Genomic DNA, 13,092 nt, shown 5'->3' with positions numbered 1-13,092 from the left:
AATCACAAGGGAAGAAGCCATGCCGATCAGCAATTTCGAGGGCAAGACCGTTGTCGTCACCGGGGCCGGATCGGGCATCGGCCGCGCCACCAGCCTCGCCTTCGCGCGGCGGAAAGCCCGCCTCGTCCTTGTCGACGTCGACGCCCGGGGCCTCGAGGACACGGCAGGCAGCGCGCGCGCCCTTGGCGCCGACGCCCTGATCGAAGTTTGCGACGTCGGCAACGCCGAAGCGGTCGAGGCCATGGCCGGCCGGGTTCTCGCCGCGCGGGGCACGCCCCATGTCCTGTTCAACAATGCCGGCATCGCCTATTTCGGCGACTTCCTGGAACACGAGCCGGCGCATTGGGAACGCATCATGCGGGTGAACGTCCTGGGCATCGTCCATGGCGTCCGCGCCTTCCTGCCTGCCATGCTGGCGGCGGGCGACGCGCGCCACATCGTCAACACCGCTTCCGCCGCCTCGGTCTCGCCCGCGCCCAACATGGTCGCCTATGCCGCCTCCAAGGGCGCGGTGAAGAACCTCGGCGAGGTGCTGGCGCTCGAACTCGCCGGGCGGAACGTGATGGTCCATTCGCTCTATCCCGGCATCATCAACACGCCGATCGCGACGGCGAAATCGGCTCTGCCCTCGGTCCCGCAATCCCAGCTCGACCGGCTGGCGCATTATTACGTCACCAAGGGCTGCGGCCCCGAGGTGGTGGCGGAAGCCGTGCTGAAGGGTATCGCCCGGGGCAAGGCGCATATCTTCACCGGCCCCATCGCCTGGCCGGCGCAATTCCTCGCCCGCTTGTCGCCGGCGCTGTCGCGCAAGTTCACCCTGATCAGCGCCCGGCAGATCGGCTATCTGCCGTGATCCCTTCAGGCCCCCAGGAACAGCCGGTAGGCGGGATTTCCGGTCTCGTCTTCCCACGGGTAGCCGAGGGCGTCGAGCTGGGCCTCCAGCCGCGCCCGGCCGCCCGCCGGCACCTGGAGGCCGACCAGCACCCTGCCGTAATCGGCGCCGTGGTTGCGATAGTGGAACAGGGTGATGTTCCAGTCCGCCCCCACCCCGTCGAGGAAGCGCATCAGCGCCCCCGGCCGCTCGGGAAACTCGAAGCGCAGCAGGATTTCGTCGCCGAGACCGGCGGGCGCCCGGCCGCCGACCATGTAACGGATGTGAATCTTGGCGGTCTCGTCCGCCGACATGTCGAGCACGCTGTAACCGAGGCCGGTCAGGCTTTCGATGATCGGCGGCTTTTCCTTGCGCGCGTCGCCCAGCTTCAGGCCGACGAAGACATGGGCCCGGTCGCCCGCGGCATAGCGGTAGTTGAATTCGGTGATGCTGCGATTGCCCAGCACCTGGATGAAGCGGCGGTAGGAACCGGCGACTTCGGGAATGGTGACGGCCAGCAGGATCTCCCGCGCCTCGCCGATTTCCGCCCGCTCGGCGACATGGCGCAGGCGGTCGAAATTCATGTTGGCGCCGGAGGCGACGGCGACCAGCGATCCCGTCCGCGTGGGGTTCGCCGCGGCATAGGCCTTCAGCCCGGCGAGGGACAGCGCCCCCGCCGGCTCGGCGATCACGCGGACATCCTCGAAGACATCCTTGACCGCGGCGCAGATGGCATCCGTATCGGCGACGATCACATCGTCGAGCAGGGCACGGCACAGGCGGAACGTCTCCTCCCCCGCCTGACGGACGGCGACGCCGTCGGCGAACAGCCCGACCCGGTCGAGCACGACGCGGCGCCCGGCCTCGATCGCCGCCTTCATCGAGGCGGCGTCGACCGGCTCGACCCCGATCACCCTGGTCTCGGGGCGCAGGAACTTGACGTAGGAGGCGATGCCGGCGGCGAGACCGCCGCCGCCGATGGGCACGAAAACCGCCTCGATCGGATCGGGATGCTGGTGCAGGATCTCGACCCCGACCGTGCCCTGTCCGGCGATCACGTCCGGGTCGTCGTAAGGATGGACGAAAGTCAGGCCCTGCTCGGCCTCCAGCTTGCGGGCGTGTTCGTAGGCGACGTCGAAGGTATCGCCGTGCAGGACGATCTCGGCGCCCCAGTAGCGGACGGCCTCGACCTTGATCGGCGGCGTCGTCACCGGCATGACGATGACGGCGCGAAGGCCGAGGCGCTTGGCCGACAGCGCCACCCCTTGGGCGTGATTGCCGGCCGAGGCGCAGATGACGCCGGCTGCCCGCGCCGCCGCGTCGAGCCGGACCAGCTTGTTGTAGGCGCCCCTGATCTTGAACGAGAAAATGGGCTGGAGATCCTCGCGCTTCAGGAAGACATCGGCGCCGATCCGGCCGCCAAGGCGGGTCAGGGGATCGAGCGGCGTCTGCTCCGCGACGTCATAGACGCGGGCATCGAGGATCTTGCGCACATAGTCGGTCACGGCGGCCCCTCCAAGGCTGGCCGACGGTATAGCGCGAATGGCGCCGCCCGCGCTGCACGAAATCGGCAGCCCCCCATTCCCCCCCGATCGCGGGCGATGCAAAGGCCCGCGAATGTCACTAGATTACCGTCAACGCCCGCTCGAGTGGGCCACAAGAGAAAGAGGGAGAGAACACATGAGCGGTGAAATCACCGATGTCCTGATCATCGGCGCCGGCCTGTCAGGGATCGGCATGGCCTGCCATCTGGCGCGGGAATGCCCGGGCAAGTCGGTCGCCATCATCGAGCGGCGGAATGCCATCGGCGGCACCTGGGACCTGTTCCGCTACCCCGGCATCCGTTCCGACAGCGACATGTTCAGCTTCGGCTACAAGTTCCGCCCGTGGAACGACCTGAAGGTCCTGGCCGACGGCCCGTCGATCCGCAGCTATATCCGCGACACCGCCCGCGAATACGGCATCGACAAGAAGATCACCTTCGGCTTCCGCACCAAGAGCGTCGACTGGTCGTCGCGCGAGGGCTGCTGGACCGTGACCGGCACCGACGAGGCAACGGGCGAGACGCTCAGCCGCAAGGCCCGCTTCGTCATCGGCGCCACCGGCTATTACAATTATGACAAGGGCTTCCAGCCCGATTTCCCGGGTCTTGCCCAGTTCAAGGGCCAGCTGATCCACCCCCAGAAGTGGCCGGAGGGTCTCGACTACAAGGGCAAGCGGGTCGTCGTCATCGGCAGCGGCGCGACCGCGGTCACCCTTGTCCCGGCCATGGCGGGCGAGGCCGCCCATGTCACCATGCTGCAGCGTTCGCCGAGCTATATCTTCTCGGTGCCGGCGCTCGACAAGCTCTCGGGTTTCCTCAAGACCTTCCTGCCGGAATCCTTCGTCTACGGCCTTGCCCGCCGCCGCAACATCACGGTGCAGCGCTGGCTCTATATCGCCGCGCGGCGCTGGCCGAATCTGGTCCGGCGCTGGCTGCTGTCGAATGTGCGGAAGGCCGTCGGGCCCAACTTCGACATGAGCCATTTCACCCCGACCTATAATCCCTGGGACGAGCGCCTGTGCGCCGTGCCCAACGCCGATCTGTTCGCCGCGCTGAAATCCGGTCAGGCCTCGGTGGTCACCGACCAGATCGACAGTTTCACCGAGACCGGCATCCGTCTGAAATCGGGCAAGCTGCTCGAAGCCGACATCGTCGTCTCGGCGACCGGGCTGAACGTCCAGATGCTGGGCGGCACCGAAGTCTCGCTGGACGGCAAGACGAAGCCGGTCGCCAGCGCGATGATGTACAAGGGCGTCCTCGTGCAGGATCTGCCGAATTTCGCCTGCATCTTCGGCTATATCAACGCGCCCTGGACGCTGAAGGCCGATATCGCGTCCAGCTATATCTGCCGGCTGCTGAACCACATGGATCGCAACGGCATCAAGGTGGCAACGCCGCGCGATCTCGAGGGCAGCGCCCTTGACGATACGATCATGGGCGGCCTGTCGTCCGGTTATGTCCGCCGGGCCAAGGATGCCCTGCCGCGTCAGGGCCGCAAGCTGCCCTGGGCTGTGCTGCACGACTACAAGCGCGACAAGGTCATGCTGCTGGACGAGGCGATCGACGACGGCAACCTCGAATTCGCCCGGGGCTGAACGGATGGGGGCGCGGCTTTGGCCACGTCCCCTGCCCCTTTGCGATCACTCTGCCTTCGGCTCCTGCCGGTAGGCATAGGTCGCGTCGAAACGCGAGAGAACGTATTCGCCGGCGATGACCGGCGGATATTTCGCCGGCCGGTCCGGGCCGACGCAGGACGGCAGCGCCTCGATCAGCGTGTCGTAATTGGTGCCGAGGAAGAAGGGCATCGAATAGCGCGGCTTGCCCGACAGGTTCAGTGCCCGATGCCGGGTCGAGGCGAAGACATCATTGGTCCAGCGCGCCATCTGGTCGCCGATATTGACGACGAAGGTGCCCGGGATGGGCGGCGCCGAAACCCATTCGCCCCTGCCGTTCTGGACCTGCAGCGCCTGAACGCCCAGTTGCTGGCCGAGGATGGTGAAACACTCGTAGTCGGTATGGGCGCCGATGCCGATCTGGCGCTGGTCGATCGGGCCGTCCTGGCTGGGGTAGGACAGGATGCGCAGCACGCCCGTGGGCTTCGTCACCATCGGATCGAAATAATCCTCCGGCAGGTCGAGGGCGAGGGCGAAGGCCCGGAACAGCCGCCGGCCGAGGGCCTTCACCGCCTCGAAATAGGTCAGCATCTGGTCCTTGAAGCCGGGCAGGTTGTCCGGCCACTGGTTGGCGCCGTAAAGCGCCTCCCGCCCCCGGGCCATCGGATCGTCGGCCGGCAGTTCGTTCGCCATGTCGAAACCCTCGTGCAGGTCGCCGAGGGCGGTCTCGTCGGTGTTTTCCTCGAGCAGCGGGGTATAGCCGCTGTTGTTCACCGACTTCTTCACATGGATCTTCATCTTCTCTTCGAGCGGCAGGCCGAAGAAACGCGGACAGAGAGCGAAGGTATCGTCGATCACCTGCTGCGGCAGGCCGTGATTGCGGATGTAGAAGAAGCCGACGTTAACGCAGGCATCGCGCAGGGCCTTCGCCGTCGCCTGTTTCGCCACCGGATCGTCGCCCGCCATGGGGCCGAGGTCGATCTGCGGGATCTCGCTGAAATCGCTTTCCCGGGCCGAGAGCCCCGCCGCTTCGAGTTGCGCCTTCGCCGTCACTGTCGTCACCCTGTTCCTGATGTGCCCGCGAGGGGCGATACCGAAAGCACCAGCAAACACCATGCCAAGGCCCGCGCCTTCGATTGATATCCAATCTATAATCCATGGATATCATATATTCGACGTTCGACAGCCAGAAACCGCGCCCTCCGGCGCATGGCGCGAGTCGGAATTCGCAGCATTTACCGAGGCTTTGCAACCCTTTGGGCAAAAATCACGCGGGCCCTGCCGAAAATTTGTCCCGTCTGCATCAAGATTTGTTCTAATTTTAGGCAATCGGGGAAATTGATATCCAATAACCCGTTGCAGGATGGCAATGGCACGCTCCTTGCTGTTGCTTCCGCAATCGCCACCGACAGGATCAGGGGATATGTCCATGTCAGTCTTTACCGCCGCCCGCGCCCGCCTGCGGGGCACCGCCCTCGCCCTCGCCCTCGGGCTCGGCCTTGCCGTCCTCGCCGGCGCCCAGCCGGCCGATGCCTTCGACCTGAAGGGCCCGCCCAAGATCGCCTTCATCTATGCCGCGGCGATCAAGGACGGCGGCTGGAACGAGGCGATGGATGCCGCCCGCGTGAAGGTCGAAGAGGCGCTGGGCGTGAAGATCGCCACCTCCGAAAGCATTCCCGAGGAAGCGACGGCGTTCAAGGCGGCGGTCGATCTCTATGTGAAGCGCGGCTACAACATCATCGTCGGCACGTCCTACGGCTATTCCGACCCGATCCTCGAGGCGGCCAAGGCCTATCCCGACGTCGCCTTCCTGAACGCCTCGGGCACCACCAATGCCGCCAATCTCGAGAGCTTCTACGCCCGCACCTACGAGGCCTGGTACCTCGCCGGCATGGCCGCCGGCTCGGTCAGCGGGAGCGGCAAGGTCGGGATGCTGGCGGGCTTCCCGGTCAGCGTCGTCAACTGGGACATCAATGCCTTCACCCGCGGCGCGCAGGCGATGAAGCCGGGCGCCGAAGCGATCGCCATCTTCACAAATTCCTGGTGGGACCCGGTGAAGGAAGGCCAGACCTCGGAAGCCATGCTCGATCAGGGCGCCGACGTGATCGCCACCAATCTGTCCGCCGCTTCGGCCCTCAACGCCGCCGAGAAGAAGGGCAAATACGCCATCGGCTACCAGATCGACATGACCGCCTATGCCCCCAAGGGCATCCTGACCTCGGTCGTGTTCCGCTGGGAAAACTACCTGACGCCGACGATCAAGAAGATCATCGCCGGCGGCTGGACGCCGGAGGAATATGGCGCCTTCGTCGGCATCAGCACCAAGACCGTCGACCTGCTGCCCTTCACCGCCAATGTCCCGGCCGAGGCGCAGGCCAAGATCGCCGAGACCCGCGCCGCCATCGAAGCCGGCACCTTCAGCCCCTTCGCCGGCCCGGTGGTCAAGCAGGACGGCACCGAAGCCGTGCCCGCGGGCGCGGTCATGGATGACGAGAAGCTCTGGGCGCTCGATTACTTCGTCAAGGGCGTGATCGGCACCATGCCGGCGGCCTCGAAGTAAGCAGAACACGGTCAGGAGGGCGGGAATGAGCATCGGCCGGCCGCGTCCCGCCCTCTCCCTCAAGGGGATCGACAAGGCCTTCGGCGACAGGAAGGTGCTGGACGGGGCCCATTTCACCGTCCGCTGGGGCGAGGTTCATGCCCTCCTCGGCGAGAATGGCGCCGGCAAGTCGACGATCATGAATGTCGCGACCGGCGTCTATGCCGCCGACGCCGGCACGATCGAGGTCGACGAGCAGGACTTTCCCTTGCGCGGCCCGGCCGACGCGGCCAGGGCCGGCATCGGCATGGTGCACCAGCATTACCGCCTGGTCGGCCGCTTCACCGTCGCCGAAAACATGCTGCTGGCCGCCGGCACCCAGGTGCCGGGCATCGCCACCCTGCGCCAGGCCGGCGCCGCCATCGAGGCCAAGGGCCGGGAGGTCGGCCTCGCGGTCGATGCCTCGGCGCGGATCGACACCCTCTCGGTCGCGGAGCGCCAGCGGGTCGAGATCCTGAAGGTGCTGATCCTCGGCGCCCGCATCGTCATCCTGGACGAGCCGACCGCCGTGCTGACCGACGCCGAGTCCCGCGCCATGCTGGAGTTCGTGCGCCGCCTCGCCGCCGCCGGCACCGCCGTCGTGCTGATCACCCACAAGCTGCGCGAAGTCCTAGAACACGCCGACCGGGTGACCGTGATGCGGCAGGGCAAGACCGTGCTGGCCGACGCGACGACGGCGGGCCTCGACACCGGCGAACTCGCCCGCCTGATGGTCGGGGAGCGGACGCCCCCGCCGCCCCGCGCCGCCATCGCGCCCGGCCCCACGCGCCTGAGGCTGGAAGGCTTTTCGGTGCGCCGGCCCGACGGCACCCCGGGCATCGAGGGCATCGACATCGAGTTGCGCGCGGGCGAAATCCTCGGCATCGCCGGGGTCGGCGGCAATGGCCAGCAGCCGCTGGCCGATGGCCTGATCGGCCTCGCCGAGACCGCCGCCGGCCGCCTGTCGATCGACGGCATCGACCTTTCCGCCGCGCCGGTCGCCGCCCGGCGCCGGGCCGGGCTTCGCATCATCCCGTCCGACCGTTTCGCCAGCGGCCTCGTCGGCGATCTCAGCATCGCCGAAAACCTGTGCCTGACCGCCCTTTCGAGCCCCGCGCTGAACCGCGGTTTCCTGCTGCGGCCGGGGGCGATGCGCCGGCGCGCGGCAGAAGCCATCGAGCGTTTCGCCATCGCCGGGGCGGCGCCCGGACGGGTCAGCCGCCTGCTGTCCGGCGGCAATGCCCAGAAGCTGATCCTGGCGCGGGAAATCGACGATCACCTGTCGGTGCTGGTCGCCCATTCGCCGACGCGGGGCCTCGACGTTAAGGCCTGCGATTTCGTGCATGACACGATCCGCGCCTCGGCCGCGCGGGGCGCCGCCTGCCTGCTGATCAGCGAAGACCTCGAGGAAATCCTCACCCTCTCCACCCGCATCGCGGTCATTTGCGCCGGCCGCATCACGGGCGAACTTTCGATGCGGGAAGCCGACGCCGAGCGCATCGGCAGATTGATGATGGGCCATGTTTGACCGGATCACCCTCGTCCGCCGCCAGGATGTGCCCTGGACGGCGCGCACCGCCACCTTTCTCGGCGGCCTCGGCTTCGGCATCGCGCTGTCCTGCCTGCTGCTGGTCGCGGCGGGCGTGCCGACGGAAAGCCTGATCGACGAACTCGTCGTGCAGGTCTTCCTGTCGTCGGACGGCCTCGCCCAGACCGTGACCGCCGCCGCGCCGCTGATCCTCGTCGGCCTGTGCTCGGCGCTGGCGACGCGGGTGCGTTTCTGGAACATCGGGATCGAGGGCCAGCTGTGGCTGGGCGCCATCGCCGCCGCCGCCGTCGGCATTCTCGACATCGGGCCGGAGGCGATCCGCGTCTGGCTGATGATGCTGGCGGCCCTCGCGGCGGGCGCGCTGTGGATCCTGCCGCCCCTCGTCCTCAAGAGCCGCTTCGGCGTTTCCGAGACGGTGCTGACCCTGCTCCTTTCCAATGTCGGCTTTCTCTGCGTCCAGCATCTGCTGTTTGGTGCCTGGAAAGACCCGAACAATGGCTTTCCGGTCTCGCCCCAGATGGGGCCGGCGGAACAGCTCGCCCGCTTCGGCTGGGGCAATGTCGGCATGGGCACCGCGCTTGCCCTGACCATCGCCGTGCTCGCCTATGTCTTCATCGACCGCAGCCGGATCGGCCTGCAGGCGCGGGCCATCGGCCTCAACCCGACGACGGCGCGGGCCGCCGGCCTGCCGGTGACGGCGACCGTCGCCCTGATGGTGCTTTTGTCGGGCGCGCTGGCCGGGCTTGCCGGCGGGGTGATCGTCGCCGGCACCGAATTCCGCCTGACCCAATATCTCGGCAACAATTACACCTTCAGCGGCATCACCATCGGCTTCCTCGCCCGCACCCACCCGCTCGGCGTCATCGTCGCCGCCTTCGGCGTCGCCGGCATGTTCACGGCGGGCTCGTCACTCAAGGTATTCTATGGCCTGTCCGACGCCGTCGTCGTGCTGATCCAGGGCATCGTGCTGATGTCGCTGCTGTCGGCGCAATTCTTCTCGACCTATCGGCTGTCGGTCGCGCGGCGGGGGGTGGCGTGATGATCGACTTCCTCGTCACCTGGCTCGCCTCGACGCCGACCTTCGCGACACCGATCCTGCTTGCCTGCATTGGCCTCATCGTCTGCGAGCGGGCCGGCGTGCTCAACCTCGGGGCCGAGGGCATGATGGCGGTGGGCGCCATGGCCGCGGTCGCCGTCACCCTGACCGGCGGCAATCCCTGGACCGGCATCCTGGCCGGTATCGGCGCGGGCGCCCTGCTCGGTCTCGTCTTCGGCCTCGCCGTCGTCGTGTTGCGCGCCGACCAGATCCTGGCGGGTCTTGCCGCCGTCGCCATCGGCCTCGGCGCCGCGGGGCTGATCGGCAAGCCCTATGTCCATACGACGGTGACGGGCATCGCCAGGCTGGATATTCCCGGCCTCTCGGACCTGCCCGTGGTCGGGCCGATCCTCTTCGCGCAGGACCCCTTCGTCTATATCGCCGTGGCGCTGGCCCTGCTCGGCTGGTTCTACCTGATGCGGACGCGGGCGGGCCTTCGTCTCCGCGCCACCGGCGAGGACCCGGGGGCGGCCGATGTCGCCGGGGTCGATGTCCAGCTGACGCAGCTGGCGGCGGTTATCGTCTCGGGCGCGGCCTGCGGGCTTGCCGGGGCCTATCTCTCGGTCGTCGCGTCGCAGGTCTGGGTCGAGGGCATGGTGGCCGGCCGGGGCTGGATCGCCATCGGTCTCGTCATCTTCGCGCGCTGGAGCCCGCCGCGCGCCATCCTCGGCGCGCTGATCTTCGGCGGCGCCGATGCGCTGACGCCGCGCCTGCAGGCGGTCGGGGCCGATGTTCCGGCCTATCTGATGATGATGCTGCCCTATCTGCTGACCATCGCCGTGCTCGCCGTGCCGGCCCTGCTGCGCCGGGGCGGCAACGCGGAACCGGCCAGCCTCGGCCTGCCGTTCCTGCGGCAGGACCGGCGCTGAGCATGGCGGTCAGGCCGGGGTGGCGAGGAAGGGCGCGATGGCTTCCGCGAGGGGCAGCGGGCGTTTCGCCTCGCTTTCCTCGAGGAAGAAGCCCTTGACGATGACGCGGTTGTGTTCCGCGATCAGATCCTGCGCCTTCTTCAGCTGGCGCTTCTCGATCAGGTCGAGGATGCGCAGGTGATCGTCGGCAAGGGCACACTGGTCGAATTCGGAGCGGTAGATCGAGTGCAGCAGCGTAACCCTGCGGGTCAACTGGGCGTGCATGTCCTCGAGCACGCGGTTGCCGGCAAGACGGACGAGGTCGAAATGGAAACCGATGCCGAGGTGGTCGGAAAGCCCGTGGTTGCTGTCATGCGCGGCCTGACGCTGCAATTCGGCCTGACGCCGGATCGCCGCCCAGGCCGTGGTGCCGACGCGGGTGACCGCCAGCGCGGCGGCGCCCTGCTCGATCACCGTCATCGCCTCGTAGATCTGCAGGGTTTCCTGCAGGCTGAGGCGGGAGACGAAGGCGCCCCGGTTGCGCTCGATGGTGACGAGCCCGTCCTCGGCCATGCGGATCAGGGCCTGACGGACGACGATGCGGCTGACGCCGAGCGCCTCGGCCAGCTCGCGCTCGCCCAGCTTGGCGCCGGGGGTCAGGCGCTGGCCCATGATGGCGCGGGTGAGGATCGTGGCGATCTCGCCGGACCGGCTGCTCATGGCGGCGATGGAATCCCGTTGCTGGCGAACATGCTTCCTTGATCGCAGGAATGCGTGGGCCGTTCAAGGATATTGGTACGCGAAAGCCATGGATTCACCGCAATCCCATGTCGATTTTGGAATCCAATTTGATGTATATTGGATTCCAATATAACGATGGGCTTCAAGATGACCGAGACAGGCGGGATCGACCCCGATACATGGAACCGCTGGCATGTCGTCGGCTGCCACGATGAATTGCCGGATGACGGCGCGCGGGCGACGAGGCTGCTGGGCCGGGCCATCACGGTGGAGCGCCGGGGCAGCGGGGCCGAGGTTCGCCTGACCGGCGGCGGGGCCCTGCCGGTCAAGGTCGCCTATGGTTATGTCTGGTCTTCGCTGGGCACGCCCGGGCCGCTGTTCGAGCTGCCGGAACATGCCGAAGCCGACCGTCGCAACCTGAACGGTTGCAGCTTCTTCGTTCGCACCTCGCCGCCCCGCGCCATCGAGAATTTTCTCGACATGGCGCATTTCCCCTTCGTCCACACCGGCATCCTGGGCGAGGAAGCCCATCCGGACGTGAAGGATTACGATGTCGCCATCAGCACCGACGGGCGCGAGGTGGTGGCCAGCAACTGCCATTTCTACCAACCGAAGGCCGCCGCCGCCTCGACCGGCGGGGTGGACGTGACCTATCGCTACCGGGTGCCGCATCCCTGGTGCGCCATCCTTTACAAGGACAGTCCGGCCAAGCCCGGGCGGAGCGATGTCATCGCCCTTTTCGTCCAGCCCTGCGGGGAGGAGGAGATCGTCGCCAACCTCGCCCTGTTCATCCTCGACGACGACACGCCCCTGCCGGCGCTGCGCCGCTTTCAGCAGCAGATTTTCGTGCAGGACAAGCCGATCCTCGAGAACCAGATGCCGCGCCGCCTGCCGCTCTACCCCCGGGCGGATTCCCCGGTCCGGGCCGACAAGGCCTCCATCGCCTATCGCCGCTGGCTGCGCCAGCTCGGCACCAGCTTCGGGGTGCTGTCGTGAGCTACCATCCCGTTGCCTCGTCGCGCGACCTTGCTGGCCGCCATGTCTTTCAAGCCTGTCTTCTGGGCCAGGACATCGCCCTGTGGCGGGCCGACGACGGCACGGTGAACGCCTGGGAAAACCGCTGTCCCCATCGCGGCGTCCGCCTCTCCCTCGGGGTCAATCTGGGCGACAGGTTGATGTGCCGTTATCATGGCTGGCGCTACGACAGCGGCAGCGGCGCCTGCAGCCATATCCCCGCCCATCCCGAGGGGCCGATCCCGGCGACCCTCTGCGCCCGGCGCTTTCCCGTCATCGAGGCGGGCGGACTGGTTTTCGTCGCGCTCGGCGACGATACCGCCGCCCTGCCCACGCTGCCGGAAACAGCCATCCCCCTGCGCGCCCTGCCGGTCGGTCGGCCGGCGGAAGCCATCGCCGCCGCCCTCGCCGGGGCTGGCCTTGCCGCCGCAGGGCCGCTTCATTTCGCGGAAACGCAAGGCGGCGCCACCGTCCATCTGCTGATCCAGCCGGCGAGCGGCACGACCTGCGTCATCCACGGCCTCGCGGACATGTCGGCCGAGGCTTTGCCCCTGCAACGCCATATGTCCCGGCTGATGGAAAGCCGCCGCCGCGCGTGGGAGGCCCGGCCATGATCGCCCTCCATGATTACGACCTTTCGGCCGAGGGTTATGCCGTCCGCCTGTTTCTCGCCCTGCTGGGACTGGATTACCGGCTCTTGCCGGTCGAATTCTATCCGGCGCGCGAGCATGAGGGGGAGGAGTTCCGCGCCCTGAGCCCCATGGCCAGCCTGCCCGTGCTGGTCGACGGCGATCTCGTGCTGACCGAAGTCGCCGGCATCCTGAGCTATCTCGCCGCCCGCCATGGCGGCGCGGACTGGTATCCGGCGGGCGACGCGGCGCAGCTCGGCCGGATCGGCGACGGGCTGGCGCTGTCCGCGCGGCTGGCGGCGACCGCCGGGGCGGTCCGGCTGGCTGACGGCATGATGCTGCCCCTCGACGGCGCGGCGGCGCGGGCGGAGGCGAAGCGCCTGCTGCGCGTGATCGACGAGCGTCTGTGGTTCGGCGAGGCGGCGGGGGACGACTGGCTGTGCCCCGGCCCCCGGCCCAGCATCGCCGACATCGCCTGCTTCCCACACATCGTGCTGGCGGAGGAAGGCGACATTCCCCTGATCGACTATCCCGCCATCCGCCGCTGGCTGGACCGGGTGCGGCGCCTGCCGGGCTTCGTCGTCATGCCCGGGGTGTTCGGCGCCTGAGC

12 protein-coding genes are annotated in these 13,092 nt (G+C 67.8%); 9 read left to right on the top strand and 3 right to left on the bottom strand.

Annotated features, from left to right (window positions below; translation table 11 throughout):
* Positions 1-19: 19 nt before the first annotated feature.
* Positions 20-853 carry an SDR family NAD(P)-dependent oxidoreductase gene (locus DKG74_RS00270; protein WP_109901463.1) on the top strand — a complete coding sequence of 278 codons (834 nt, stop codon included), beginning with the start codon at positions 20-22 and terminating at the stop codon, positions 851-853.
* 5 nt (positions 854-858) lie between these two features.
* Here DKG74_RS00270 and ilvA read toward each other — a convergent pair whose 3' ends face one another.
* A complete protein-coding gene (ilvA, locus tag DKG74_RS00265) occupies positions 859-2,376 on the bottom strand; it encodes a threonine ammonia-lyase, biosynthetic (RefSeq protein WP_109901461.1) in 1,518 nt (505 codons plus the stop codon).
* 175 nt (positions 2,377-2,551) lie between these two features.
* On the opposite strand from ilvA, the gene DKG74_RS00260 reads away from it, so the two are divergent.
* Positions 2,552-4,009 carry a flavin-containing monooxygenase gene (locus DKG74_RS00260; protein WP_109901459.1) on the top strand — a complete coding sequence of 486 codons (1,458 nt, stop codon included), beginning with the start codon at positions 2,552-2,554 and terminating at the stop codon, positions 4,007-4,009.
* 45 nt (positions 4,010-4,054) lie between these two features.
* On the opposite strand, the gene DKG74_RS00255 is transcribed toward DKG74_RS00260, so the two are convergent.
* The gene (locus DKG74_RS00255; protein WP_243403980.1) at positions 4,055-5,089 is read right to left on the bottom strand and encodes an isopenicillin N synthase family dioxygenase; all 1,035 of its coding nucleotides are present in this window, start codon (positions 5,087-5,089) and stop codon (positions 4,055-4,057) included.
* Positions 5,090-5,456: 367 nt separating this feature from the next.
* Here DKG74_RS00255 and DKG74_RS00250 point away from each other — a divergent pair, with 367 nt between their 5' ends.
* Genes DKG74_RS00250 through DKG74_RS21945 form a run of 4 tightly spaced genes read left to right on the top strand, consistent with a single transcriptional unit; the run spans position 5,457 to position 10,119 of the window.
* On the top strand, positions 5,457-6,587 hold the full coding sequence (locus DKG74_RS00250; RefSeq protein ID WP_165837455.1) for a BMP family ABC transporter substrate-binding protein: 1,131 nt from the start codon (positions 5,457-5,459) through the stop codon (positions 6,585-6,587).
* Between the two features lie 25 nt (positions 6,588-6,612).
* Positions 6,613-8,133 (top strand): ABC transporter ATP-binding protein, encoded by a 1,521-nt coding sequence (locus DKG74_RS00245; protein WP_109901453.1) that lies wholly within the window; start codon positions 6,613-6,615, stop codon positions 8,131-8,133.
* Positions 8,126-9,193 (top strand): ABC transporter permease, encoded by a 1,068-nt coding sequence (locus DKG74_RS00240; RefSeq protein ID WP_109901451.1) that lies wholly within the window; start codon positions 8,126-8,128, stop codon positions 9,191-9,193. The genes DKG74_RS00245 and DKG74_RS00240 overlap by 8 nt, the downstream gene beginning before the upstream one ends.
* The gene (locus tag DKG74_RS21945) at positions 9,193-10,119 is read left to right on the top strand and encodes an ABC transporter permease (RefSeq protein ID WP_207779212.1); all 927 of its coding nucleotides are present in this window, start codon (positions 9,193-9,195) and stop codon (positions 10,117-10,119) included. Before DKG74_RS00240 ends, DKG74_RS21945 begins: the two co-directional genes overlap by 1 nt.
* A 9-nt stretch (positions 10,120-10,128) precedes the next feature.
* Here the strand turns inward: DKG74_RS21945 and DKG74_RS21940 are convergent, their stop codons facing one another.
* Positions 10,129-10,818 (bottom strand): GntR family transcriptional regulator, encoded by a 690-nt coding sequence (locus DKG74_RS21940; RefSeq protein WP_109901449.1) that lies wholly within the window; start codon positions 10,816-10,818, stop codon positions 10,129-10,131.
* 168 nt (positions 10,819-10,986) lie between these two features.
* Between DKG74_RS21940 and DKG74_RS21585 the strand changes: the two genes are divergently transcribed.
* The 3 genes from DKG74_RS21585 to DKG74_RS00215 are packed head-to-tail and all read left to right on the top strand — an operon-like array spanning position 10,987 to position 13,090.
* Positions 10,987-11,835: an aromatic ring-hydroxylating oxygenase subunit alpha gene (locus DKG74_RS21585; protein ID WP_207779182.1), complete on the top strand. Its 849-nt coding sequence runs from the start codon at positions 10,987-10,989 to the stop codon at positions 11,833-11,835.
* Positions 11,832-12,467 carry a Rieske (2Fe-2S) protein gene (locus DKG74_RS00220; protein ID WP_165837454.1) on the top strand — a complete coding sequence of 212 codons (636 nt, stop codon included), beginning with the start codon at positions 11,832-11,834 and terminating at the stop codon, positions 12,465-12,467. The genes DKG74_RS21585 and DKG74_RS00220 overlap by 4 nt, the downstream gene beginning before the upstream one ends.
* Positions 12,464-13,090, top strand: a complete 627-nt coding sequence (locus DKG74_RS00215) for a glutathione S-transferase family protein (RefSeq protein WP_109901445.1) — start codon at positions 12,464-12,466, stop codon at positions 13,088-13,090. Before DKG74_RS00220 ends, DKG74_RS00215 begins: the two co-directional genes overlap by 4 nt.
* Positions 13,091-13,092: the final 2 nt, after the last annotated feature.

It is taken from the genome of Zavarzinia aquatilis, from assembly GCF_003173035.1.
Classification (GTDB): Bacteria; Pseudomonadota; Alphaproteobacteria; order Zavarziniales; family Zavarziniaceae; genus Zavarzinia; species Zavarzinia aquatilis.
Note: the sequence above shows the minus strand (reverse complement) of the source record. Positions and strands in the feature narration are given on the sequence as shown.

Excerpts from the sequence above, each read along its gene's own strand:
- DKG74_RS00270 (WP_109901463.1), top strand. The coding sequence starts at position 20 with ATGCCGATCAGCAATTTCGAGGGCAAGACCGTTGTCGTCACCGGGGCC.
- DKG74_RS00260 (WP_109901459.1), top strand. The coding sequence starts at position 2,552 with ATGAGCGGTGAAATCACCGATGTCCTGATCATCGGCGCCGGCCTGTCA.
- DKG74_RS00250 (WP_165837455.1), top strand. The coding sequence starts at position 5,457 with ATGTCAGTCTTTACCGCCGCCCGCGCCCGCCTGCGGGGCACCGCCCTC.
- DKG74_RS00245 (WP_109901453.1), top strand. The coding sequence starts at position 6,613 with ATGAGCATCGGCCGGCCGCGTCCCGCCCTCTCCCTCAAGGGGATCGAC.
- DKG74_RS00240 (WP_109901451.1), top strand. The coding sequence starts at position 8,126 with ATGTTTGACCGGATCACCCTCGTCCGCCGCCAGGATGTGCCCTGGACG.
- DKG74_RS21945 (WP_207779212.1), top strand. The coding sequence starts at position 9,193 with ATGATCGACTTCCTCGTCACCTGGCTCGCCTCGACGCCGACCTTCGCG.
- DKG74_RS21940 (WP_109901449.1), bottom strand. The coding sequence starts at position 10,818 with ATGAGCAGCCGGTCCGGCGAGATCGCCACGATCCTCACCCGCGCCATC.
- DKG74_RS21585 (WP_207779182.1), top strand. The coding sequence starts at position 10,987 with ATGACCGAGACAGGCGGGATCGACCCCGATACATGGAACCGCTGGCAT.
- DKG74_RS00215 (WP_109901445.1), top strand. The coding sequence starts at position 12,464 with ATGATCGCCCTCCATGATTACGACCTTTCGGCCGAGGGTTATGCCGTC.